The sequence below is a fragment of the Sphaerochaeta associata genome (assembly GCF_022869165.1).
GTDB classification, from domain to species: domain Bacteria; phylum Spirochaetota; class Spirochaetia; order Sphaerochaetales; family Sphaerochaetaceae; genus Sphaerochaeta; species Sphaerochaeta associata.
On sequence record NZ_CP094929.1, the window covers coordinates 1,426,240 to 1,450,766 of the forward strand.

At 51.3% G+C, this 24,527-nt stretch carries 24 protein-coding genes; 7 read left to right on the plus strand and 17 right to left on the minus strand.

Annotated features, from left to right (window positions below):
- Positions 1-53: 53 nt before the first annotated feature.
- The 3 genes from MUG09_RS06605 to MUG09_RS06615 all read right to left on the minus strand — a co-directional run bounded on the left by MUG09_RS06605 (position 54) and on the right by MUG09_RS06615 (position 3,593).
- Positions 54-1,127, minus strand: a complete 1,074-nt coding sequence (locus MUG09_RS06605) for a hypothetical protein (RefSeq protein ID WP_244774735.1) — start codon at positions 1,125-1,127, stop codon at positions 54-56.
- Between the two features lie 61 nt (positions 1,128-1,188).
- On the minus strand, positions 1,189-2,259 hold the full coding sequence (locus MUG09_RS06610; protein WP_244774737.1) for a hypothetical protein: 1,071 nt from the start codon (positions 2,257-2,259) through the stop codon (positions 1,189-1,191).
- 407 nt (positions 2,260-2,666) lie between these two features.
- Positions 2,667-3,593: a hypothetical protein gene (locus tag MUG09_RS06615; protein WP_244774739.1), complete on the minus strand. Its 927-nt coding sequence runs from the start codon at positions 3,591-3,593 to the stop codon at positions 2,667-2,669.
- Between the two features lie 313 nt (positions 3,594-3,906).
- On the opposite strand from MUG09_RS06615, the gene MUG09_RS06620 reads away from it, so the two are divergent.
- On the plus strand, positions 3,907-5,061 hold the full coding sequence (locus MUG09_RS06620; RefSeq protein ID WP_244774741.1) for a hypothetical protein: 1,155 nt from the start codon (positions 3,907-3,909) through the stop codon (positions 5,059-5,061).
- Here the strand turns inward: MUG09_RS06620 and MUG09_RS06625 are convergent.
- From MUG09_RS06625 to MUG09_RS06640, 4 genes are read right to left on the minus strand one after another with little or no spacing between them, the layout of a single operon-like run.
- Positions 5,058-7,076: an ATP-dependent helicase gene (locus MUG09_RS06625; protein WP_244774743.1), complete on the minus strand. Its 2,019-nt coding sequence runs from the start codon at positions 7,074-7,076 to the stop codon at positions 5,058-5,060. The two genes, MUG09_RS06620 and MUG09_RS06625, sit on opposite strands and share 4 nt — an antisense overlap.
- Before the next feature lie 6 nt (positions 7,077-7,082).
- Entirely contained in the window at positions 7,083-7,565 is a 483-nt protein-coding gene (locus MUG09_RS06630) for a COG2426 family protein (protein ID WP_244774745.1), read from the minus strand.
- Between the two features lie 11 nt (positions 7,566-7,576).
- The gene (locus MUG09_RS06635; protein WP_244774747.1) at positions 7,577-8,695 is read right to left on the minus strand and encodes a DUF362 domain-containing protein; all 1,119 of its coding nucleotides are present in this window, start codon (positions 8,693-8,695) and stop codon (positions 7,577-7,579) included.
- The gene (locus MUG09_RS06640) at positions 8,692-9,480 is read right to left on the minus strand and encodes an RsmB/NOP family class I SAM-dependent RNA methyltransferase (RefSeq protein ID WP_244774749.1); all 789 of its coding nucleotides are present in this window, start codon (positions 9,478-9,480) and stop codon (positions 8,692-8,694) included. The genes MUG09_RS06635 and MUG09_RS06640 overlap by 4 nt, the downstream gene beginning before the upstream one ends.
- A gap of 62 nt (positions 9,481-9,542) precedes the next feature.
- Here MUG09_RS06640 and MUG09_RS06645 point away from each other — a divergent pair, with 62 nt between their 5' ends.
- Positions 9,543-10,214 carry a cytochrome c biogenesis CcdA family protein gene (locus MUG09_RS06645; RefSeq protein WP_244774751.1) on the plus strand — a complete coding sequence of 224 codons (672 nt, stop codon included), beginning with the start codon at positions 9,543-9,545 and terminating at the stop codon, positions 10,212-10,214.
- A 9-nt stretch (positions 10,215-10,223) separates the two neighbouring features.
- The gene (locus MUG09_RS06650; protein ID WP_244774753.1) at positions 10,224-10,898 is read left to right on the plus strand and encodes a TlpA family protein disulfide reductase; all 675 of its coding nucleotides are present in this window, start codon (positions 10,224-10,226) and stop codon (positions 10,896-10,898) included.
- Here the strand turns inward: MUG09_RS06650 and trhA are convergent.
- The 6 genes from trhA to MUG09_RS06680 form a co-directional block, all read right to left on the minus strand.
- Positions 10,885-11,550, minus strand: coding sequence for a PAQR family membrane homeostasis protein TrhA (gene trhA, locus MUG09_RS06655; protein ID WP_244774755.1), 666 nt, complete (start codon positions 11,548-11,550; stop codon positions 10,885-10,887). The two genes, MUG09_RS06650 and trhA, sit on opposite strands and share 14 nt — an antisense overlap.
- A 127-nt stretch (positions 11,551-11,677) precedes the next feature.
- Positions 11,678-12,421: an amino acid ABC transporter ATP-binding protein gene (locus MUG09_RS06660; protein WP_244774758.1), complete on the minus strand. Its 744-nt coding sequence runs from the start codon at positions 12,419-12,421 to the stop codon at positions 11,678-11,680.
- Positions 12,414-13,274, minus strand: coding sequence for an amino acid ABC transporter permease (locus MUG09_RS06665; protein WP_244774760.1), 861 nt, complete (start codon positions 13,272-13,274; stop codon positions 12,414-12,416). Before MUG09_RS06665 ends, MUG09_RS06660 begins: the two co-directional genes overlap by 8 nt.
- Positions 13,275-13,441: 167 nt before the next feature.
- Positions 13,442-14,224: a basic amino acid ABC transporter substrate-binding protein gene (locus MUG09_RS06670; protein WP_244774763.1), complete on the minus strand. Its 783-nt coding sequence runs from the start codon at positions 14,222-14,224 to the stop codon at positions 13,442-13,444.
- Positions 14,225-14,399: 175 nt separating this feature from the next.
- Positions 14,400-15,149, minus strand: a complete 750-nt coding sequence (locus tag MUG09_RS06675; RefSeq protein WP_244774766.1) for a basic amino acid ABC transporter substrate-binding protein — start codon at positions 15,147-15,149, stop codon at positions 14,400-14,402.
- A 93-nt stretch (positions 15,150-15,242) separates the two neighbouring features.
- The gene (locus tag MUG09_RS06680) at positions 15,243-15,707 is read right to left on the minus strand and encodes a divergent PAP2 family protein (protein WP_244774768.1); all 465 of its coding nucleotides are present in this window, start codon (positions 15,705-15,707) and stop codon (positions 15,243-15,245) included.
- Positions 15,708-15,789: 82 nt separating this feature from the next.
- Between MUG09_RS06680 and MUG09_RS06685 the strand changes: the two genes are divergently transcribed.
- The 3 genes from MUG09_RS06685 (at position 15,790) to icd (ending at position 20,207) form a co-directional block, all read left to right on the plus strand.
- A complete protein-coding gene (locus MUG09_RS06685; protein WP_244774770.1) occupies positions 15,790-16,977 on the plus strand; it encodes an MFS transporter in 1,188 nt (395 codons plus the stop codon).
- A gap of 63 nt (positions 16,978-17,040) precedes the next feature.
- Positions 17,041-18,978: an aconitate hydratase gene (locus MUG09_RS06690; RefSeq protein WP_244774772.1), complete on the plus strand. Its 1,938-nt coding sequence runs from the start codon at positions 17,041-17,043 to the stop codon at positions 18,976-18,978.
- Complete coding sequence (gene icd / locus MUG09_RS06695) at positions 18,978-20,207, plus strand: NADP-dependent isocitrate dehydrogenase (RefSeq protein ID WP_244774774.1); 1,230 nt, start codon at positions 18,978-18,980, stop codon at positions 20,205-20,207. Before MUG09_RS06690 ends, icd begins: the two co-directional genes overlap by 1 nt.
- Here icd and MUG09_RS06700 read toward each other — a convergent pair.
- Together MUG09_RS06700 and MUG09_RS06705 are read right to left on the minus strand one after the other, a co-directional pair.
- Positions 20,199-20,885, minus strand: coding sequence for an HAD family hydrolase (locus tag MUG09_RS06700; protein WP_244774777.1), 687 nt, complete (start codon positions 20,883-20,885; stop codon positions 20,199-20,201). The two genes, icd and MUG09_RS06700, sit on opposite strands and share 9 nt — an antisense overlap.
- Positions 20,851-22,146: a citrate synthase gene (locus tag MUG09_RS06705; protein ID WP_244774779.1), complete on the minus strand. Its 1,296-nt coding sequence runs from the start codon at positions 22,144-22,146 to the stop codon at positions 20,851-20,853. Before MUG09_RS06705 ends, MUG09_RS06700 begins: the two co-directional genes overlap by 35 nt.
- Before the next feature lie 173 nt (positions 22,147-22,319).
- Between MUG09_RS06705 and MUG09_RS06710 the strand changes: the two genes are divergently transcribed.
- Positions 22,320-22,646, plus strand: a complete 327-nt coding sequence (locus MUG09_RS06710) for an ArsR/SmtB family transcription factor (protein WP_244774781.1) — start codon at positions 22,320-22,322, stop codon at positions 22,644-22,646.
- Between the two features lie 4 nt (positions 22,647-22,650).
- Here the strand turns inward: MUG09_RS06710 and MUG09_RS06715 are convergent, their stop codons facing one another.
- A complete protein-coding gene (locus tag MUG09_RS06715) occupies positions 22,651-23,121 on the minus strand; it encodes a nucleoside deaminase (RefSeq protein ID WP_244774782.1) in 471 nt (156 codons plus the stop codon).
- Positions 23,122-23,205: 84 nt separating this feature from the next.
- Positions 23,206-24,429, minus strand: coding sequence for an argininosuccinate synthase (locus tag MUG09_RS06720; protein WP_244774783.1), 1,224 nt, complete (start codon positions 24,427-24,429; stop codon positions 23,206-23,208).
- Between the last annotated feature and the right edge of the window lie 98 nt (positions 24,430-24,527).

The window sequence follows — 24,527 nt, forward strand, 5'->3', positions numbered from 1 at the left end:
GACAATACACACTTTCACGGGAGTTTTGCAAGGAGAGAAGAGTGCAAGTGGGACTAGATGGTATCGATTGGGGTGATATTGACGGTGATGGTATCAGAATAGATGCCAGCAGGGGCCATCTCAGCCTTGAAGCTGTCCACTCGTGTCACTTGAATATCCTTGGTGAAAGTTCCTTCGCCCAGCCCTGTCCAACCAATAGGCGATCCGCCCGTTACATCCTGACCGTTGAACCGCAAGGTATAGGGGATTGCATATAAATTGGAAAGTCCATCCAGATGCAAACTGAAGTGAGGACTGTTGGAGCGGTTGCTGAACACCACATGCACCCCGTAGGTGGTGTCGGCAGCTGCATTGGTTATCACCAATTGGGCGCGGGCCACACGTGCCACGTTCGACCCGTATGCCTGGGATATGGTGAAGCTCTGATTATCGTATATGGAGAGCAGGTAACTGACAGGTGCAGAGGGCTGACCGAACGGGACTGGCTGGGGTGGGGCGGACGTTCCGCTGGACAGAAGCGGAGTTGTCACTTGCGGGTCATTGTTGTTGACCGGCACAAGCGTTTCATTTCCCGGCCAATAGCCGCTTCCGCTATTTGCTACCGCTACTTGAAAGCCTCCAAAGGTTCCACTAGTCAGCGTGTACTGAGCCCCGCTCTTATATCGCCACCAATCCTGGTCGCTTACCAGATAGAACTCGGCAGTGAATGTCGAAACGTTGAGATTGCCGTTCTCTGTGCGCAGCGGCTGCGATCCATCACTTTGCCACAGCGGGTTGGCTTGAGTGACGCCTTTGACGGTGGACACTGCATACAGCGTGAAGTATGTCGCCTGATTCACATAGACTGGAAGACCTGTCTGCCAATCATTGCTCCAGGTGATCGGGCCGGTGAACTGGAAACTGGTGGAAAGGTTGACATTGAGGATGTTCGGATCAAAGAGCTGATTGCCCACAGGCTTTATGGTCAGCGTACCCATATGCGCCACCAGTTTATTAGTATTCAAGGGACTGAATCCCTGCTCAAAATAGAGCGAATCCTTGGGTACCCAGGTCGCAGTAATTTGAGCTGACAGCTGAAAGGATATCGCTGAGAGAAATACCAATAAAAGTGTCCGAATTTTTCCCATACGCAAATGCTATAGAAGACTTGATGGTTAGGCAAGAGTGGTAGCTCAGTGATAAAAAATCCTACAGTGGCGTGATGGTTACCGTAATGGTATCGACATAGGTTCCTTCGACCGCCCGTTCGGCGATGGCCTGGCTGACAGTCGGGATTCGGACGCTGATGTCCTTGGAATTGATATTCACTTTATCCAGATTCAACCAGTCATAGGAAACCGATGGTTGGATGGCAATGCCGCCGAATACCAGGGAATAGGGGATGAAATATACGAAGGCTGGAGAAGCATCCTTGTGTTGCAGGCGGAAATAGTCCGGGGTATCGTTTGCCCCGGTAAACTTGACCTGTACCTTGTAGTCATACTTGTCGGGGTCCGTGCCCACCAACTGCAAATTGGCCGTTGCGATGGAAATATTGTTCGTGTATGCATCAGTGAGGATGAAATCAGGCTTTTTTACAATGGAAAAGTCATACTTGGTATGATAGACAGGCGGACCATAGGGAAGCGGCTCGGGTACAGCAGTCCCCGTAGCAAGGAAGGGCGCCGGTGCCGCTGGGGGATCGCCGTTCTCCGGGATGACTTGCCCGTTTACGGGAATGAAATCATAGGTGTTTGTATTGGTTGTCTTCTTCGTTTGGACGTTGAAACCACCGAAATCGCCGGAAACCCACGTATAGGTTGCGTTGTAGATGTAACGGTTTGCGCTTTGGTCGCTGATCAGATAGATCCGTACTTCGTACGTTGTCGAATTGATATTGCCGGAAATATTGGTCAACGGGTTTACATTGTCGCCATGGTCGAGGCGCATCCATTCCTCTTTGTTGTTGTTGCGATAGGCGCTTGCCAATCGAAAAACCGAGTTTTCCGGTCCGTTGTCCATCGGCCCGTAGAATACAAAATTGACATTGGTGGAGATGTTGATCATTCTTGGGTCGAACAGCTGCCCATCCGTTGAGTGGAACGTCAAGGTTCCCAGGTGTGCGACAAAGTACGTGGCCGACGTATCATTGGGAGAAGCTTCCATGAAATATGGACCTTGGCCCTTGCCGCGGTAGAACCGAAGCATCGGTTCAGGAACATAGGTGGCTTCCACCGCCGACCATAATGAGGTGCAGAGAAAGAATATTAAGGAAAACATGATAAGATTTCTTTTTAAATTCATTGCTCATAGATAATAGAGAAATACATAAATGTTTGCAATGTAAATAAAAGAAATTAAATAAATTTATACAAAAAGGATAGGGTGTCTAGTGATAATGTTTCTTAATATAGGTTAAATAGGATATCAGAACCATGAATGATGAACTTTATTGGAAGACGTCAGGGTGAGAGCAGCACAAATGACAAGTAAAAACGGAGCTCAACCATTTTCCAGCTGCAGGTAAAGAAGCAATGTCTTGGGTTCTGGGAGTGTGCTATTTGGATATATATAAGTATGATATTGAAAATATGTCATAAATATATAATAAATATTTACAATATAATTCAGAAAGCGTGATTGCATACGTTGCAGAACGACATTCGAATGGATGTCCCTCATGCCAATTACAGTGTATCGAGGGGAATGATGATTACCGTTACCGTATCCTGATAAACTCCTTCAGGAGCAGCATCGACCATGTCCACTGCTGATATCAATACTGTAACATTCTTTTGGGCACTTGCAACATTGCTTGATTGAGTGAGCAGGTCCCTCCATATGTTCAGTTCGTTGTTATAGATTTCATCATTGCCTAGAAACATTCGGTAGGGGATTCCATGTTTGGATAGATCCCCGTCCAAATGAAGGGTGAATCCTAAGGGATTCCTGCTGCTGAAATCAATCTGGACGCCGTACTCCTCATTGATCTGGGCGTTAAATACTTGCAGTTGCAGTGTTGCAATGGTTGGGCGGATTCCAGCAAGTGCATCGCCGAGGATGAATGAAGCAGGATTCGTCACAATGGAGAAGTCAAAATAGTGGTTGAAATCGAAATCTCCTTCATAGGGAATATCGGGTGTGTCTCCTGCTCCACTGCCGATGAACGGAGCGTCCGGTGCCGGAGGATCCCCATTTACAGAGATGGGGATATCTGCCGGAGGTGTATTTCCACCGCTGTCGGTTGCTTCAAGTTCGAATGTTCCTACATTGCTGCTATCTGTCAATCTGTACACCGTTCCAGGAACGAAATAGTTCGCTATCGTCGGCTCATTCACCAATATCAGATACACATACAGGTTGTCCGTTCCTCCAAGAACATTTCCAGGGTTTTTCCCAAGGGTGAGATGGTTCCCTACAATGATGGCACTTTTAATGACTTTGTTCTTTGCCACACTCACTGCCCGGATATAAACCGGTATCTGGGTATTGTATTGGATGGATGTGGAATTTGGTCGTACATATCCTTCAATGGTCAGATTGGTTTCTATCTGCATATCAACCAATGCAGGATCAAAAAGTTGTCCATCCGATGAAATCGTCAAGGTTCCCATAGGCAAACTGGAGAGGGGATTGTTGAACATAATCGGAGAAAATAGCCGCAAAAAGTTGTACATTCAGTATGCAGTGTAACACGAGGAGAAATACTGTATATCGATTTCTTCTCATAGATAAAGTCTAGTTATGACACAACAATTCTGTCAAGTGCATTATGTCGATGAGGAACAGAATGTAAATATTTCGCTGTAATTTGATTGATACTGGGGGTTGGACATACAATGGTATGCTAGTGTATAATAGTTTGACCAATGAAGGGATGGTGAAAGAATTCTTTTACCGTATCTTCTCGAGAAGGAATTAAAACGTATGACATATCATGTGCGTCGTGGCATCCTTACCTTGAGTCTCATGCTGATCTCCGCTTTTCTTATGGCGGATCCCATCATTACTGCATCCTATACCCCGCAATCTCCGATCTATCTTGAAATATCACCGGGTGTCTTTACCCATCCAACTGTAATCGGGGCGAGGCTCGGTCGGTTTGCAATCACATCACCGAACAACAAAATATACACCCCTGCTTTCGTCAACACCGGTGAAGTTGCAGAGAATATCCAGTTGACCGGTTTGTACAAGAACTGGGCGGGCGGAGCGTATTATACCAAGACGGATTTGAATTTCAAGGTGATCAGCGTAGCCTACCCTTATGGACTGGGTGGAACGCCGTTATTGCAGACCATCTTCGGTGGTCGATGGCCGATAATCAGCTGGGATCCGATAACCATCACTGCCAACCCTTTGTTTGTGGATCTTTATCTTGTCAACACCAACAGCCTCAACCCAAACAGCTCAGCAAGTTTGAATTCAAACGGTCAGTTCTATCGGCTGGACACTCCTTATACCTTTACGACCAGCTTCAATCCGATATTCAGTTTGGCCGTTGCCGATGATCCGAATACAGGTGTAGGCGACTATGCCCCAGGCAATGGTGAAACCATTAACTCATCCGGCTCGTATGTTGTCACCGAAGGGCAGTCAGGACCCAATATAACCCCGATTCTGGATGCAGGAAGTCTGACATCCCCCGATGGCGATGGTTTTTTCTACGGTGATGCCCCTTTGGTTCCGACATTCTCGTTTTCATTCTTGGCAAACACGGTGAACTTCGAACTTGCGACCGCATATGGTGTCAATAAAGCAACCATCAACCAAGCACGACTGGAAGTTATCAACGGTGTGGTAGGACAGACGTACAGCCAATTGCTAACCTTCACCGATGGCGATGTCAGCCCGGGTTTTCTCCTCAAACCAAGTGTGGGCACGAGTTCTCCGATCGGGTATCTGCTTTTTATCGATGATGCTCCGATTACGGAAGGTGTTGCGCTGCCCTGGGGGAGCTTGAACCCAGGAATGAATACCAAGAGTCTGAAAATTGGCGGCATCGTAGAGTCGGAGGTTGCCAATAAAGTGAGCGGTACATATCAAAGCACCATCACGGTGACAATCACAAACCCGAACTAAACGTTGTTTCTGGCAGCAAGTCGTTCCCTCAGGAGCCTGAGTTTATCGACCACCTGCTCGCTGGATAGCTGCTTGGCCGGGTCCTCCTCGTCAAACAGCGCCTTGGGAATCTCTTCCAGGAAACGCGAGGGTAGGCTGGCCACCTCATCGTGCCCTCTCTTGCGTTTTTCACAGCTGCTGATGATCAGCGACCTTCGGGCACGCGTGATCGCCACATAGAAGAGCCTTCGCTCCTCATCGATGTTGGCAGGATTGTCCTCGATCGCCCTCGCATGAGGAATATATTGGTCTTCCACTCCTGCAAGATAGACAGTATCAAACTCCAGCCCTTTTGAAGCATGGATGGTCATGAGGGCTATCTTGCCTGCACGTTCCTCATCGACGTTCTCCTTGCCTGCAAGGCTGATACGATTCAAATAGTCGAAAATCGATGCCTTGGAATTCTCCGGATTACGTTCCCAGCGCCCAAGCATATCACAAAGCATGGAGATGCCCTTCATCTTAAAGGCGACCACGTTCTCATTATCAGGATGTTCGGCCTCCAGATACGCCTTGTACCCGATCTCACCGATCAAGGTGCGCAGCACCATATTTCGTTGCGTCCGTGTTTCGAAGAGTTGGTGATGGTAGTTTTCTATCATATCGGCGAAGCGCTTGAGGGTCTTTTGCATTCCTTCCTTGATCTGTCCATCGGTGGCAACCGACATCAAGGTCAGGGCGCTGAAAAGCGAGCACTTGTGCTCGTCTGCTACCTTGCGCATTTTCTCAAGGGTAGTACGCCCGATGCCGCGCCTTGGAGTGTTGATGACTCTAAGCAGATTGATATCATCGTCCTGATTGGCGATGACCTTCAGATAGCTGATGATGTCACGAATCTCCTTCCGGTCGAAAAAGCTCTGGCCGCCGGTCACCTGCGAAGGAATCCCCCGCTCGGTGAACTTGGTCTCCAAGGTATCGATGAGGCTGTTGGTTCTCACCAATACACCGAAATCGGAGAAGGGACGGTCCTCCTTTTTGTGCGTCATCAGTATTTCATCGGCAATAACGGCTGCCTCATCATCATCGTTCGCAGGATGAATCAGGCGAATCGAGGATCCCTTGCCGCTGTCTGTCCAAAGCTTCTTTTCCTTGCGTATCTGGTTGTTGACGATCAACGAGTTCGCCGCTTCCAAAATGGTGCCGGTGGAACGGTAGTTCCGTTCGAGCTTGACTTCCAGACGTTCGGGGAAATCACGCTCGAACATCACCAGGTTTTCGTAGTTCGCACCCCGCCAGCTGTAGATGCTCTGATCGTCGTCGCCGACGACACACAGGTTGCGGCTCTCTTGGGCCAAGAGCTCCACCATACGATATTGGGAGAGGGAGGTGTCCTGAAACTCATCTACAAGGATATGGGTATAACGCTTTCGCAACGCCTGGAGAACCTCGGGTTTCTTTTCAAACAGGTCAAGCGGTTTCATGATCAGGTCATCGAAGTCCACGGCATTATATGCTTTCAGATGCTTCTCGTATTCATTGTAGAGATTGCGGATCTTGTCCGATGCATTAGCTCCGAATACTTTACGCTTGGTCTTGATATCGCTGAAGAGCGTGGAAAGTTCATAGAGGTCGAAGGTTTCAACCACATAGTCGAGATTCTGGATCACCTCCTTGATCAAGGCCATGCGGTCGTTCGTATCGTAGATGGTGAAGTTGTTCTTGAACCCGAGATGCTGGATGTACTGTTTCAATACCCCCATCCCAAAGGAGTGAAAGGTGGTGGTTGTCAATTTCTTCAGTGGAAGATTTGTGAGGCTTCGTATGCGCTCTCCCATCTCCTTGGCCGCCTTGTTGGTGAACGTCAGGGCGAGAATCGACTCTTCGGCAATGCCGTTTTGCAGCATATTGGCGATGCGATAGGTGAGCATACGGGTTTTTCCGCTCCCGGCTCCTGCAATGACAAGCAGCGGGCCGTGAAGGGTTGCAGCAGCTGTGCACTGCTGGGTATTGAGTTCCTTGGCTAAATCGAAATACATGCTACCTCAGATTCGTTTGATGAACACCGAATCGATTCCTACCCCAAGGGCTACCAGTGAGGTGACAATCAGACCGGAGACGATGACTCCGCCGAATACTGCCATCATGGTCTTTCGCTTGTCAAGACCTAAAATCCAGGATCCCAAGGTCCCGGTCCACGCCCCGGTTATCGGAAGAGGGACCGCCACAAAAAGCAAAATCCCCCAATAGCCGTACTTATCCACTTTCGGGCTCACCCTCTGTTGGGCCCTGGCGACAAAGCGATCGAAAAAGGAAGCATACCAGTGCCAATGTGCATGAAAAATCGTATGGAAGGTGGCCAGGAAAGTATAGGCGATCGGAGCCACCATTGCATTGACGAGAATGCAAAGCGGGGCGGCGATAAACAAGGATACGCCATTGAAATAGGCATAGGGAATCGCTCCGCGGAGCTCACTGATGGGCAGCAGGGAGAGCAGGATGGTGACAAACAATGTGTATGGTTCCATATGGCAATCCTTTAGGAGTTTATTTCTTCATCGACAGCGATGGCCGAAGCCGGACAGACTTCGTGGCAGCAGTAACAACGGATACAGACGCTTGGGTCGATGATGATGCGTTTATGTTGCATCGTCAAGGCATTTGCCGGGCAAATATCGATGCATTTACGGCACAGGATGCAAGGATCGGAAAGAAAGACGGGGGCTTTGCGCTCTCTCTTGACCTTCCAGCGGATGTATCTGCTCAGCACAAAGGGGATGATCAGGGAGTGGAAAAACCGGGTCTGCTTTTGCATCTCGATGCGCAAGAAATCGTGTTGGACCAGGTCCCCGGCATTCAGCTTGGGGTACAGGGTGGGGGCGGACCCCAAGCTCCTCCTCAAACCTTCGGCGATGATGGGGATGCTCTTGGGCTCGTATCCCATGATCTGCGCCTGCGCATAATCGAGGGCGAGGGCGTCGCAGCTTGCAAGCAGCAGACCCATATGTCTGGGCCTTCCGTTGGCAGGTCCCGGACCTTCCATCCCTATGATGCCGTCCATCAGGCTGAAGGAAGGTTTCACTACTGCGGCTATTCCCACCATCAAGGATGCAAACTGTTCACGGCTGGGAAATTGGACATGACAAGGGCTCTTGTAGAGGTTGGGAACCAGACCGAAGAGATTCTTCACAGCTCCTGTGGTATACATGAGCTGATGGGTCTTGAACTTTGGAAGGGAAAACACCATATCCACTTCACCCAGGATGGAGGCCAGAGGAAGTTTTTTGCCCCGCGTATAAGGGATGGTCGTCAGAGTCGGTTGCTTGGTAAAATCAACCCAGTCGACACCCTCTTCCAAGCATACGCGATGAATACCGCTTGCCTTGGGGAGGAAAGAGGGTTTTTGCAGGCCTGGAGAGTCTCCTATGAGAATCCGCTTTGCGCCCTTGCCCTTGAGCAGCCTGACCACCGAGCGCACCACCTGTGAATGGGTGGTTATGCATCGGTCTTCCTTGGCATCGGAGAGGATGTTGGGCTTGAGCAGGATGCTCTTGCCCGTTACTTCGGGCATGCCTCCAAGCAGGCACGCTTCCTCGACGGCGGCATCGACCAATGCTTGGTCATAGCTTTCACAATGTACAATGGCGACACAGCTCATGCTGTCCTCCTGATCAGACAAAAATAGAGAGGGCCCCGTCCCGAAGCAGTATCGGGCAGGATGATGGAGCCGTGACGGCGGCTTTCACTGAAGGGATCTGCAACAGGTTCGATGACAAAGCGACCATCACGTTTGTCGAAGAGCTTGTCGATGACCATCTCATTCTCCATGGGATTGATGGAACAGGTACTATAGAGGATGCATCCGCCTACCTTCGCAGCCTCCAAGGCGGAAGCGAGCATGGCAAACTGCTGGATGGCTAAATGCTTCGGCCTTGCTGCCGTCCAGACGGCTAAAGCCTTCGGGTCGGAAAGGACGTGCCTTTCGCTGGAACAGGGAGCATCGAGCAGGATGCGGTCGTACGTATTCTGCTCGTACAGCGACCAACGCGTTGCATCGTGGCCGGTAACGGTAATGCGGCTGTACACATCATCGCAAAGATGGCCCTTCAACACCAGCTTCAAGCGACCCCTGCGTGTAGCCGAACGGTCATTGGCAACCAGCGTCCCGCTTGTTTTCAAAGAGGATGCAAGGACCAGCGATTTACCTCCGGGGGCTGCACACATGTCTAGTACACAATCGCCCTCCTGCACACCCAAGAGTTTCGCTGCAATAATGGAGGCCTCATCCAGGTAGTACGTCTGTTTCAATGCATCGCTGAAGGCAACCGGTTTACGGTCGACCAGCAATGCCTCTTTCAGGGCAATCCACCGCCCTTGATAGATTTGTGCATAGTAGGACTCGAACGCGTCGCCGCCTTGCTGTTTACCCTTGTGTTTGGCCATGGACTGACTGTACCAAGTTTTAGGCCTCTTGTGAACCTTTTTGACCTATGCTATGCTCAGCCATGGCATATTTCACCGCCTTCCTGGAAGGAATCATCAGTTTCATCAGTCCCTGCATTCTTCCCATCCTGCCGCTCTACTTTTCGTATCTGGCAGGCGGGGTGGCCCAGAAGGATGAGCAGAGGAATGTGTTGTTGAAAAACAGCATCGCCTTTGTCATCGGTTTTACCATACTGTTCGTCGTTCTCGGTGCCGCTTCAACCTCAATAGGAAAGTACTTGAGCGCGAATTTAGCCCTTCTGAACCGCATCGGAGGGGTGCTGGTCATTCTTTTCGCCCTCAACAACCTGGGCTTCGTTCTCATACCGGCTCTCAACGACAACCACAAGTTCCAGATGAAGAGCCTGAAGAACATGAACATTCCCAAATCGATGTTGTTTGGTTTGGTGTTTGCAATCGGCTGGACGCCCTGCGTCGGTCCGCTTTTAGGCTCGGCGCTCATGATGGCTGCCAATGCCGAGCTGGTGCATAAGGGCATGCTCACCCTTTTCTTTTACGCGATGGGACTGGCCATCCCGTTCCTCTTTTCAGCCTTGCTGCTCGATCAGGTACAAGGGGTGTTTACGACAATCAAGAAGCACTCAAAGCTCATCACCATCATCAGCGGCCTGTTCTTGTTGGTCTTCGGCGTTGCCCTGACCCTCGGATTCAATCCGGCTGCACTTTTCCTGTAGGAGTTCCCCATGCAAAAGAAATCTCGAAATCTCATCATATTGGTTCTCTCGTTTGTTGTCCTGATTGTTGTTGCCACTGTAGCCTATAATGCCCTTCGCGACAGCACTCCTGCTGTTTCCTTTGTTCCTCAGATTGAGGCTCTTCCTCAAACGGAAGCGAAGAAGCAGGTGCAAACCAGCATCGAACCCGCTGCAGTGCAGGAGGCATCAGAGCCCGAGCCTGCAGTCCCCGCCGTCGAGGAGGAGCTTGAAGAGGGCGCCCCCAGAATGCCGAACATTCCTCTTTTCAATCTCGATGGCAGCGAGACGAGTTTTGAGGATGTCAGGCTGGGCAAACCCGCTGTCATCAACTACTTCGCCTCATGGTGTCCTCCCTGCAAGCAGGAGCTTCCCCATTTCCAGAAAGCCTATGATACCTATAAGGACCAGATCAGTTTCATCTTCCTCGATGCTCTGGACGGCCAGCGTGAAACCTTGGAGACGGTGAAAGCCTTCATCCGCGATTTCCCGTTCACCGGTCCGGTCTACTACGACGAAGGCCTGTTTGCCTACATTTTCCAGACAACCAGCCTTCCCACCACGGTGTTCATCAACGCCGACGGGACCTTGGCAAACGGGTATTTGGGCTATGTGAGTGAGAGTGTCCTGCAACAAAATCTGGATATGCTTCTTACAAGAGAGTAATCATGTAGCCGAAAAAGAAGAGTGCGCTTCCTCCGATGCAGAACAGATGCCAAATGGCATGATAGTGGGGGATGCGCTTGCTTGCATAGAAGATGACCCCGATGCTGTAGGTCAGTCCTGCAGCAATCACCCAGCCAAGAAGTCCTTCAGGCAGGAAGGGAACGATGTCCTTCCAGAAGAAGACGATCAGCCATCCCATCGCCAGGTAGAGCAGAACATGCAAGGCCTTCAGTTTCCCCCAGAAAACAAGGGTGAAGATGATTCCCAGCAGGGCGATCGCCCACACGATACCGACAAGCATATGAGCAGTTCCCGTACCGATTGAGAGCATCAAGGGTGTGTAGGTTCCGGCGATCAGGAAATAGATGTTGCTGTGATCGAGAATCCGGCAGATGCGCTTGGCATTGCCGTAAGGCAGGCTGTGATAGAGAGCCGACGCCCCGTAGAGCATGATCATGGTGAGGGCCCAGATGACCATGCCCACCTTCAGCGAAGCAGACTCAATGGAGGGGAGTTTCAGCAGAATTGCCACAAAGGCAACCACGGCCAAGGCGACTCCCACTACATGGGTAACTGAGTTTTCCCGTTCCGCTCTTGGGTCGTCATAGGTATGCAATGTGATATGGTTTTCAAGCCATTGAGTGAATTTCATGGTGCACAATCTCCTCATACAAGCAGACGATAGTATCCAGTGCTGTTTGGTTCAATGGTAGATTTGCACTGTTTCTTCACTAGTAGAAATCTATCAGGTGTGAAAAAAGGGCCTTGCGGCCCTTCAATCAGAGGATATGCTCCAAAAAGAGTTTGGTACGTTCATTTTGTGGATTGCTGAACATCTGATCAGGCGTGCCGACTTCAACGATGTTTCCTTCATCCATGAATACAACCTTGTCCGCCGCCGCTTTGGCGAATCCCATCTCGTGGGTCACCAGAAGCATGGTCATGCCGCTTTTGGCCAGCTTGAGCATGACATCCAGTACTTCCTTGATCATTTCAGGATCAAGGGCGCTGGTCGGTTCATCGAAAAGCATCACTTTCGGTTGCATGGCCAGTGCCCTTGCAATGGCTACGCGTTGCTGCTGGCCTCCGGAGAGTTGGGGAGGGTACACCATAGCCTTCTCCTCAAGTCCCACCATCTTCAACAACTCCATGGCCTTCTTGTCAGCCTCTTTCTTCGAGAGCTTCTTGACCTTCAGCGGGGCGAGGGTGATGTTGTCCATCACCGAAAGATGCGGGAAGAGATTGAAGGATTGGAATACCATGCCGACTTCCTCGCGAATCTTTCTGAGGTCTACTTTCGGATCGGTCACTTCATCGTCATCGATGAAAATATGTCCCCCGCTGGGGTGTTCAAGCTTGTTTACACTGCGAAGCAATGTCGACTTGCCGCTGCCCGAGGGGCCGATGATCACCACGACCTCCCCGTGCTCGACCGTCAGATTGGCATGTTTGACGGCCTGTACCGTTGTATGGTTGGTGGTTATATAGTCTTTTGAAAGATCTTCTATGCGTATTCTAGCCATTTTCGTGCAACCTTTCCTCCAGGATGCCTACCAGACGGGAGAGCAGGAGGGTGATGATGAGATAAATGAGGGCGACAACCAACATGGTTTCCAGTGAAAGGAACGTCCGTGAGATGTACTCCCTTCCTTTGCGCAGGATATCACTCAGTGCAATGGTGGATACGAGCGACGAGTCCTTGAGCATGGAGATGAACTCATTGCCGATTGCAGGCAAGACAACCTTGATGGTTTGCGGGAGGATGACGTAACGGAACGCCTGAGAGCGGGAGAGACCCAGCGCGATGGCGGCCTCCATCTGTCCCTTGGGGATGGCCTGGATGCCGGCGCGCACGATTTCGCCCATGTAGGCTCCAAAACAAATGGAGAGGGCTACCACCGCTGCAATCATGCCTTCAATCTTGAAGAACCTTCCCATTGCATAGTAGATGAAAATCAATTGAACGAGCAGGGGAATGCCCCTGATGAGCTCTACGTAGACGCCGCTTACCACGTTTATCCAGCGTCGTTTGCTCACCGACCCAAGACCGGTGACCGTGCCGATGACCATCGCGCCCAAAATGGCAAAGATGGTTGCCTGGAAGGTGACGGGCGTGCCTTTGATGGTCACTAGAAAGATATCCCTGTAAGGCTTGGGTTGGAAGATTACCAATGATGCCAACAGGGCGATGGCACTGAAGAACGTAATTCTCCAAGAATTAAGGATGTGCCCGTCATCCTTGCGCGGAATGAGCACACCGTCGGTCATTTGGATGGTGATAGGTTTCTTTTTCTGTGCATTCGGGTCGACGGAAACAACTTTTTTTCGAACTGCCTGCAGTTTGTATTCGTCAATATCAGTAGGTGTATGTTCCATATATACTCACAGGAGAAAATTTTTCGATACAGGGTAGTACTACATAATTATACAGCTAAAGTCAAGCTACGATGCATAATTATTCAGACAATCCCAAGATTCTTTGCTTCATCATGCAACAAGCCGCCCAATGGCGGCTTGTGCTTGAAACAATTGCAATCAAACAATTACAGAATGTTCCACTTCTTCTTCAACTCAGCCATCTTGCCGCTCGCTTCTATTTGCTTCAGGCCGTTGTTCACAAGGTCGAGCACTTCCGTGTTGCCCTTGAGCATGGCAATCGCAATCGGTTCCGGGTCGCCGAGGTCGCTTGCGCTCCCTGCAACCTTGAGTTTGCTTGCATAGTTGGGATTGGACAGGACGAAGTCACTGGCGATTACACTGTCGGTCACCACAGCCTGAAGGTTGCCGTTGAGCATGTCCTCGATGGCAAAACCGATCTCGTCATATGCCTTGATGGTGGCCTTGAAGGAGGGATTCTTCTTCATGAAGTCATCAAGGAAGATATGGCCGGTGGTTCCCAGCTGAACACCTACCACCTTGCCGTTGAGGCTTGCCGTGTTGGAGAGTGAAGTATCGGCGATCGGAGCCAGGATAGCCTGGGTGATAATCATGATCGGAGTGGAGAAATCCATGGTGGCCTTGCGTTCTTCGGTTACCGAGACGCCGCTGGCAACAGCGTCGTATGCGCCGTTTGCAAGACCTGCGAAAATGCCTTCCCATGCCACGTTGCGGATGGTGATCTGTACATTGTTCACCTTTGCAATTTCATTGACCAAATCGATTTCAAAACCGACGATGTCCCCATTCTCATCGACGAATTCGAGCGGAGGCCACGCACAGTTGGCTGCAAAGACATACGATTTTGAGCTCTCTTTCTGCCCTTGGGCGAAGAGAAGTGCCGAGGCTGCGAGCAACATGACCAGAACAAGGGTTCCAAGCTTTTTCATACTATATCTCCTTCTTTATGGATATGCGTATAATGAATACTTATACATTGATTGTCAATCATTAAAGAATAAATATACAGAAAAAAGTGAATTATTTGAATAATCTTTCATGCCCAAGGGAACTATATGCAGAAAAAAGGGGAGCCGAAGCCCCCCCAATGGACGTGAAGTCTGCTTACAGCAAATTCCACTTCTTCTTCAGTGCATCGAAGCTGCCATCAGCCTTTGCAAGTTCAAGACCCTTGTTGATCAAGTCAAGCAATGTCTTGTTACCCTTCTGCACGGCAATGGCGATATCCTCTTCAGTGAAGGGAGCGCCGGCAACCACCAAGCGATTCTTGTAGTTATCGTTGGCAAGCACAAAGTCGCTGGCGATGAGGGAGTCGCATACTGCTGCATCAACGTTGCCGTTCAAGAGGTCCTCGATGGCAAGGCCGATGTCGTCATAGGCTTTTCTCTGGACCGGATAGTTTTCCAGGGCGAAGTCACCGGTAGTGCCGATCTGCACTCCGATTTTCTTGCCTGAAAGATCGCCGATTCCCTTGACCTTGCTGCTGTCGCTGCTTCGGATGATCACCACTTGGCCTGCAGTAAGGATGGGAGTTGAGAAATCCATGGTTGCCTTGCGTTCTTCGGTGACGGTGACACCGCTTGCAACACCGTCGTACGCTCCATTGGCGAGACCTGCAAAAATGGTGTCCCAGGGAATATTCTTTACACTCATCTGTACGCCCACTTTCTCCCCGATGAGCGGCATCAGCTCAACCTCAAAACCGGTAAGCTGTCCGTTTTCAACGAACTCGAGGGGAGGCCAGGTGGCATCGGATGCAAAAATATATCCGCTTTTTTCTTCTTTTTTACCCTGAGCAAAGGCCAAGGAGGCCGCGAGGGCGATGATGAGAATGGTGAGTATGGTTTTTTTCATGAAAAAACTCCTTGTAGTGCTGGTATACAAGGCATCATGCATACATATGCAACGAAAGTCAAGCAAAGGTGAATAACTATGCAAGAAACGAAGCTAAAGTCCAACGATGGAGTTTGTCACCAACAAACCCACGACAAGTCCAAGAACGACTCCCCCGAGCACTTGGCTGAAGGAGTGACCCAGCATGGTCTTCAGATTTTCCGGGGTGAACTGACCTTCACGGTGGATATCGCTGAGAATTCGACTCCACTCGTTGATGACCTCGGCCTGCTTGCCCGCCGCCCGCCTGATGCCCATGGCATCGTGGATGACTACCGCTGCAAAGGTGGCGGCTATGGCGAAGTATACAGTCCCGATGCCTTGGGTGAAGCCGATGCTGGTCACCAATGCAATGACTCCGGCGGTATGGCTTGAAGGCATTCCACCGGTGCTGACGAGCAAATGCCACGCAAAACGACGCTCGAACAAGGCATTGACGAACGGCTTGAGCAGTTGCGCAAGGAAAAATGAAAGGGCTGCCGATAAGAAGGGGGCATTGCCAAACAAGTCGTTGTTCATACCCTACAGTAGCCGTTTTTCCCTGCTTGCGCAAGAATCACTGTTCGCTATACAGTGCACACATCACCTTCTGGAGCCAATCATGCATCTTTCCCCGCAAAAAACGGACACCATTCAATTCTGGGTCCTGAACGTCGCTTCATTTCTTGCACAGTTGACCATTGCCATGGTCAACCTCGCCCTGGTCTATCACCTCAGGCGGGTGTTTGCACTCGGGGCGGACGGGATCGGGCTGGCTGCCTCGATCGGTCCCGCCACCTATCTGGTATTCTGCATTCTTCTCGCGCCATACACCATCCATTACCGACCGCGTCATCTGGTCCAGCTGTCGTTGGCGGGGATGGGCTTTTCCGTGTTCCTGTTCGTCTCCACCCATACCTTGGTCGTTGCCTATATCGCCCTTGCACTCTACGGAGCCTTCATGAGCCTGCTGTGGCCGCAGATTGAAGGCTGGTTCTCCCGGGGAAAAGAGGGGGCGGGGCTCAATCGGGTGGCGAATGCTTTTAATTTCTCATGGTCGTTCGGGGTGGGAGTAAGTTCCTATATAGCAGGGCTGTTGGTCGAGCTGTCCACCACCATGCCGTTCTATGTATCGTTGCTGCTTTTCGCCGTAGTGTATCTCATCATATTCATCAGCAGCGCTTTGGTGCCCGGCATACGGGCTGTACAGAGCGAGCACTCCGACAACAAGGCAAACGCCAAGGTTGACCAAAGCACGCCGCTCAGGTTCTATGCCTGGGCCGGCATCATCGCCTTATACAGCGGCATGAGCGTCATCCTCACCATATTCCCTTTGTATGCGCAGGATGAGCTGGGAATCAGTGAAAGCCAGACGGGTCTCTTATTGCTCATCCGAGGAGTGGCAACCTGTCTCTCTTTCCTGGCGTTGGGCAGGCTTGAGTTCTGGCACTTCAAGAAACGCTACATTTTTCTCGTCCAGATACTGTTTGCCTTGTTCTGCCTTCTGGCTGCAGGCTTCACTTCCCCGATTCCCTATGCCTTTTTCTTTTTGGTCTTCGGCTTTCTCTTTGCATTCGCGTACGACCAGAGCATGTTCCATGGGGCGAGCGGCAGCATCAACCGTTCCCATCGGATGATCATCCATGAAGTATTGCTGACCATCGGCACCATCCTAGGAGCCGTCGGGGGAGGGTACATCTATGAAAAGCTCTCCTTTTCGAGGCTTCTTTTGGTTGTTGCGTCTTCTGCCCTTGTCCTGGTGAGCATCGAGATGGCGATTGCATGTGTATGGCGTCAAAGAAAGCAATAGGTTTTACACAAGGCCTCCGATTCGTATACAATAGGGTAATCATCTGCACAAGGAGTTGGATATATGGGCAAGACACTGACAGAAAAGATACTGCTTTCACATCTGAAGGAAGGAACGCTTGAGACGGGAAAGCCGATCGGCATCCTCATCGATCAGACACTGACCCAGGACGCCACAGGCACCATGGCCTATCTCCAGTTTGAAGCGATGGGATTGAAGCGGGTGCAGAACGAGCTTGCAGTGAGCTATGTCGATCACAACACGATCCAGGTCGGCTTCGAAAATGCCGACGACCATCGCTATCTGCAGACCGTCGCTGCCGCCAAGGGTGTCATTTTCTCCCGGCCGGGCAATGGAATCTGCCATCAGGTGCACCTTGAGCGCTTTGGAAAGCCGGGCAAAACGTTGCTGGGCAGCGACAGCCATACCCCGACCGGGGGTGGCATCGGCATGATCGCCATCGGAGCCGGCGGGCTGGATGTGGCTGTTGCCATGGCAGGAGGCCCTTTCCATCTCATCAGTCCCAAGGTGATTGAGATCAGGCTCACCGGTAAACTCAGACCCTGGGTTGCCGCAAAGGATGTAATTTTGGCCGTCCTTGAACGCTACGGGGTGAAGGGAAATGTTAATTGCATTTTCGAGTATACCGGAGACGGGGTTGCAACCCTTGAGGTCCCCGAGCGTTCGACCATATGCAATATGGGGGCGGAGTGCGGTGTCACCACCAGTATTTTCCCTTCCGATGAGAAGACCCGATCCTTCCTCAAGGCCCAAGGCAGGGAAGAGGACTGGACTGCCTTGTCTGCAGATGAGGGCGCTGTCTACGACGGTCTTTTTGAGATCGACCTTTCCACTCTCCAGCCAAAAATGGCGTGTCCTCACTCTCCTGGAAATATCGAAAACGTCTCCAAGCTTGCCGGCAAGCGGGTTGAGCAGGTGCTCATCGGTTCCTGCACCAATTCCAGCTATGCAGATATGAAGAAGGTCGCCGATATACTGGACGGGCACACTGTCGCCGAGCATGTGAGCCTTGGCATTGCACCGGGAAGCCGCGAGGTATTTCTGATGCTCAGCCAGGATGGTTCACTGGGCAAGTTCATCCAAAGCGGAGCACGCATTCTGGAAAGCGCCTGTGGATTTTGCATCGGCAACCACCAGAGTCCGGGAACGGACGGGGTGAGCTTGAGGACCAGCAATCGCAACTTCGAAGGCCGCAGCGGCACGAAAAGCGGACAGGTCTACCTGGTCAGCCCCGAGACCGCCGCTTTGGCCGCCATTACCGGAGTGTTCACCGACCCACTCTCAGATCATGGTATCAGCTATCCCCAGGTGGTGCATCCGACGCAGTTTCTGATTGATGATTCAATGTTCGTGTTTCCTCCCGAGGATGGTTCGAATATTGAGATTTTCCGAGGTCCCAATATTGGGGATCCCCCGAAAAATACAGCCCTCAAGGATAACCTGGAGGGGTATGTCACCATCAAGGTGGGGGATAAGATTACCACCGACCATATCATGCCGGCTGGAAGCCGCCTCAAGTACCGCTCGAACATACCGGTGTATTCCAAGTATGTCTTTGAGCCTGTCGACGAGCACTTCAGCCAGCGATGCACCGAGAATCAGGATAGGGGAAAGGACAACTTCATCGTTGCCGGCGCCTCCTACGGGCAGGGATCCAGCCGCGAACATGCTGCAATTTGTCCGATGTACCTCGGCGTCAAGGCTGTCATTGCCGTTTCCATCGAGCGCATCCACCAGAACAATCTCTGCAATTTCGGCATCATTCCGTTGACCTTCGTCAACGAGGAGGACTATGCAAAGTTCGATTCCAACGATGAGCTGTTGCTGGAGAATGTGAAGGAGCAGATCAAGGGTGGTGAGGTGGTGCTCAAGAACAGGACCAAGAGCACCGAGATCGTCCTGCGATGCGACATCACCGACGAGCAGCGAAGCATGCTCATCAGCGGCGGTTTGCTCAATATACTGAAGGAGAGGAATTGATGGATACGGCGATCAGCATTGAAAACGGCAGGCTTTCGGTACCCGATCGGGTCACCATTCCCTTCATCGAGGGCGATGGCGTAGGTCCGGAAATTACCGCTGTAATGAAAAGCGTGGTCTCAAAGGCCGTCCAAAAAGCCTATCAGGGTAAACGTTCCATAGACTTTCTTGAGGTGCTGGCTGGCCAGAAAGCCAAGGATAGGGTGGGAACCTACCTCCCTGATGAAACCTTGGAAGCAGTCAACACCTACAAGGTTGCCATCAAGGGACCGCTTACCACACCCGTCGGCAAGGGCATCAGGTCGTTGAATGTAACGCTTCGCCAGACTCTGGACCTCTACGTCTGTCTCAGGCCGGTTGAGTACTTCAGGGGAGTTCCTTCCCCTGTAAAACATCCTGAGAACGTGGACATGGTGGTGTTTCGTGAGAATACCGAGGACATCTATGCCGGCATTGAGTGGGAAGCGGGAAGCAGCGATGTGCAGAAAGTATTGGATTTCCTCGCATCGGAGATGAAGGTGAAGAATATCCGCTTTCCCCAAAGCAGCGCACTCGGCGTCAAACCGGTGAGCCGCGAGGGAAGCGAGCGTCTGATCAGGGCCGCAATCACCTATGCTCTTGAGCATAATCGACGCAGTGTTACACTGGTGCATAAGGGAAACATCATGAAGTTCACCGAGGGCGGGTTCAATGCCTGGGGCTACGAACTTGCCAAACGAGAGTTCGGTGCCAGCTTGGATGAGAAGAAGCGTACTTTCATTGTGCGCAAGGACGGCAAGCCATTATACATCCAGGATTGCATCTGTGATGCCTTTTTGCAGAACATCCTGCTCAAGCCGGAATCCTACGATGTGATAGCCACGCTGAACCTCAACGGCGACTATGTCTCTGATGCCTTGGCTGCAGAAGTCGGTGGTATCGGCATCGCCCCGGGTGCCAATATCAATTACGAAACCGGCTATGCCATTTTTGAAGCCACTCATGGCACCGCACCTGATATTGCCGGTAAGGATATGGTCAATCCGCTCTCATTGGTATTATCGGCTGTGATGATGCTTGAGTATCTGGGATGGGGCGAAGCTGCCGCGATGATCAAGAAAGCGGTCAGTAAGGCGATCGAGCAAGGCAGCGTCACTTCCGATTTCCATCAGGCGATGGTCAAGGAAGGAAGACCCTGCACCGCTGTAGGGACGGAAGCCTTCGGACGGCAACTGGCAGCTCTACTGTAGTTTTACCTGGGAAAATTCGTCGATCAAGCCATGGACACCCTCCATGGCTTGCATTGTCTCTCGGTCGCTGCCGGGGCTTGCAACCGCCCAAATGGTTCCAATTCCTGCCGATTTCGCCGAAAGTATACCCGCTTTAGTATCCTCGAAGACGGTGCATAGCGCCGGTTCGATCCCCAATGCCTTGCATGCATCGAGGTAGATGTCTGGTTCGGGTTTGCTTTTACGCACACCGTTGTCGTAGATGATCAGGTCCTCTGCTATGAGATTGCATAAATCGAACCATTTTTTGTATTGTTCGATATTTGACTTGCCCGCACTGGTGGCAATGGCCATCGGAATGTTGAGCTGTTTTGCACGGGCGGCCAGGTCCAGAAAGCCGGGGGCGAGCCTCAGCGGTCGATTGCGTATACAAATTGTTCGATAGAGCAGCTCTTTCTCCTCGCCCAGGCGTTCCAGTTCCTTTTTCTCGGGCATGTATCCCAATATATAGGCGATGGTTTCTGCGTTGGTCCTTCCGTTCAGATAATAGCTTTCTGAAAGTGAAAGGGGTTTACCCCGATACAATACGGAAACGCTGCTCCAAGCCTCACGATGGTAGTCGGAGTCCCAGAACAGCGTACCGTTGAAATCGAAAATCAAGGCCTTATCGGTCCTCAAGCGGTACCACCTTGCGTACATGGGGTCCCGAGTATACTTGTCTCGGCCGGCCGATCTTCTGATACGGATCGTGCCTCCATTCCAACCAGTGTGCTATCCAGCCGGGGAGCCTGCCCATGGCGAACAACACGGTGAACATCGATTCGGGAATTCCCATGGCGTGGAAGATGATGCCGGTATAAAAGTCAACGTTCGGATAGAGATTGCGCTCGATGAAATACGGGTCCTTCAGGGCAGCCTGTTCAAGCTCCATGGCTATCTGCAACAAGGGGTCGGTCTGGCTGTCGGCTCTCAGGATCTGCTGACACAGTTTCTTGGCGATCTTGGCCCTGGGGTCGTAGGTCTTGTACACCCGGTGTCCGAATCCATAGAGCAGGAAAGAGGAGTCTTTGCTCTTGGCAAGTTCCAGCACCTTCTCAATACTCAGCCCCTCGGAGTAAATCTGGTTGAGCATCTGCATGACCGCCTGGTTGGCTCCTCCGTGCTTGCTACCCCACAGGGCGCAGCAACCGGCAGCCACCGATGCATACAGGTTGGCCTCGCTGCTGGCCACCAAACGTACCGCACTGGTGGAACAGTTCTGTTCGTGGTCTGCATGGAGGATCAAGAGGATGTTCAATGCCTTGACGTGCAATGGATCGGGTATATATGCGTTGACCGGGGTGTGAAACAGCATGTTGAGGAAGTTCTCGCAGTAGGAGAACTTGTATGAAGGATCGACGAAATCCAAACCATTCATCTGCCGATAACTGAAGGCCGCAATTGTTCTCATTTTGGAGAGCAATCGGCTGACGGTCAGGTCGACGTTTTCCTCAGGGTCGGCATCCTCGAGTTCGGGGTAGAATGCCGAAAGAGAGGCGACCATGGCCGAAAGAATCGACATCGGATGAGATTCCTGCGGGTAATCCCGGAAGAAGTTGCGCATATCCACATGCAGCAGTGAGTGGCGGTTGAGCATTTCTGCATAGGTGTGCCGTTGGGCAAGCGTGGGAAGCTCGCCTTTGATCAGCAGGTGTGCAACCTCAACGAAGTCGCAATGTTCCACCAAGTCCTCGATATCGTATCCTCGATAGCGGAGGATGCCGCGTTCTCCATCGACAAAGCAGATGGAGCTCATGCAGGATCCTGTGTTCACAAAGCCGGGGTCATACGTTATGAAACCGGTCTGCTTGCGCAGGGAGGTTATATCAATCGATTTGCCTCCCATATTGTCCGTGATGACGGTTAAGTCCACTTCCTTGTCGCCAAGTACAAGCTTGGCAGCTTCTTTCTGGATTTCCATATACGTGCCTCCTTAAGGGGGTCTGATGCATATAATTTCGAAAACAGCGAGAACCGTCTGCCTTCGATTACGGACAATATGACAAAAATGTATCGTATATTCCCCTTTTTGGAAATACAGCGACACAGAAACCTTTACTTTTCATTTCACTTTGCGCACTATATACTATTACCATGCGTAGCCCAGACAACCGCTCGGAAGAGATAGTTCTCCCCTTGGAAGAGGAAATCGTCGATATTGCCGATTTCTTCAAAGTTTTCGGCGATCCCACCCGCCTAAAAATCCTCTTCCTTCTCGAACAAGGAGAGAGGGGAGTGAATGCAATCAGTGAAGAACTGGGCATGCAGCAGAGCACCATCAGTCAGCAACTCAAACTGCTGAGAGCATGTCGTTTGGTACGATTCCGCAAGGACGGCCGCAATGTGCTCTACCGACTGAACGATGAGCATATCCACGACATCCTTGCGTTGGGTATCGAGCACTATCAGGAGTTGCAGTAACGTTTCAATACAGCTCCTTGTCCATTGCCTGGTACTCCTCGAAGAGAGGAAGGCAGGCCGATCGATCGCTCTGATGCAGGGAGAGAACCGAGGCATCACTGCATCCTCTGTTGATGTACCGATAGATGAAATCATCGCGGAAGCCAATCGCCTGGGCATCCTGCGGTGTGCATCCATAGTATACCTGCTTGATGTTTGCCCAGATGCAGGCTGACAGGCACATGGGACAGGGATAGCAGGTAGTATAGAGGACGCTGCCGCTCAGGTCATGAGTCCCTTTTTCCTTGCAGGCTTGTCTGATGACATTCACTTCAGCGTGGGCGGTCGGATCGTGACTTCCGAGGACAGTGTTCGATGCAATAAACACCTCTCCTTGATCATCCACCAGCAGGGCTCCAAAGGGACCACCCAGATTTTCTTGCATTGTCTTACGCGCCTTCTCTACTGCTTGCAGCAAGTATGCTCGATCATCCATAACCACTCCTCACCAGCATAGTGTAGCATAGAAAATCTCTATGGACCTTGAAAAAAACCGCCTCCATCGGAGGCGGTCGGCTGCCTAGTTGGTATCCCGTTTGGCGCTTGCCATGAGTCGGATGGCATTGATATTGATGAATCCCTTGCAGTCCACCGGCTGATAGCCCCCGGCCTTGTCCATGGAGCCCAGCGCCTCATTGTAAAGCGAGACCGGACTCGAGACTCCTGCGAAGATTACATTGCCCTTGTAGAGGACCACTTTGCTTGTACCGCTGACATTCTTTTGGCTCTGTTCAAAGGCGGCTGTAAGCATTTCGAATTCAGGGGCTCCCCAGTACCCGTTGTAAATGAGCTGGGCATACTTGGGCATCAGCGAGTCACGCAGGTGCATCACTTCCTTGTCCATGGTGATGCCTTCCAGATTGTGATGTGCCTTCCAAAGGATCTCACAACCAGGGGTTTCATACACACCGCGGCTCTTGATGCCGATATAGCGGTTCTCCACCATGTCCACACGGCCGATGGCATTGTCGTGACCAAGCTTGTTCAGATAGAGAATCATCTGCAAAGGATCGGTGACGACCGTCTTGTCCTCTTCATTGGTAACAGAAACCGGAAGGCCGTTCTTGAACTCGAAGGTCAGAAGCGTCTCCTTGTCCGCAGCCATCCTGGGGCTGAGCGTCAGGCTGAACACATCTTCTTCGCACCGCTTGGAGGGGTCTTCCAGGATGCCCGCCTCGTGGCTGATGTGGATAAGATTCTCATCCTCGCTGTACGGTTTCTTGGTGGAAGCCTTGATGGGAATGCCGTACTTTTGGGCGTAGGCTATCATATCGCTTCTTCCTTCGAATTGCGTCAGCCACTCGGGGTCCTTCCATGGGCTGATGATTTTCACCTGTGGCATGTGCATGTAATAACCGAATTCAAAGCGGACCTGGTCGTTTCCCTTTCCTGTTGCACCGTGGGCAACATAAACCGTTCCTTCCTTGCGGGCGATTTCAATCTGGCGTTTGGCGATGATGGGCCTGGCCAGTGATGTTCCCAGCATGTAGGTGCCTTCATAGATGGTATTCGCCTTCAGCGCAGGGAAAATATAGTCGGTAACCAATTCCTTGCGCAGGTCTTCGACATAGACCTTGGAGGCACCGGTAGCCAGTGCTTTCTTCTCGATGGCGGCAAAATCCTCGTTCTGACCGACGTTCGCAACATAGGCGATGACGTCAAAGCCCTTGTTTGCCAGCCACTTGAGGATTACAGAGGTATCGAGACCTCCACTATAGGCAAGAATGATTTTTTCCTTATTCATATTGCTTCTCCCTGCTCGGTATGTTCAATCTGGATGCAGTGTAGTGAACGTACACAGGAATGACAAGAGGTTTTGTATAAATATTCTATAAAATACTG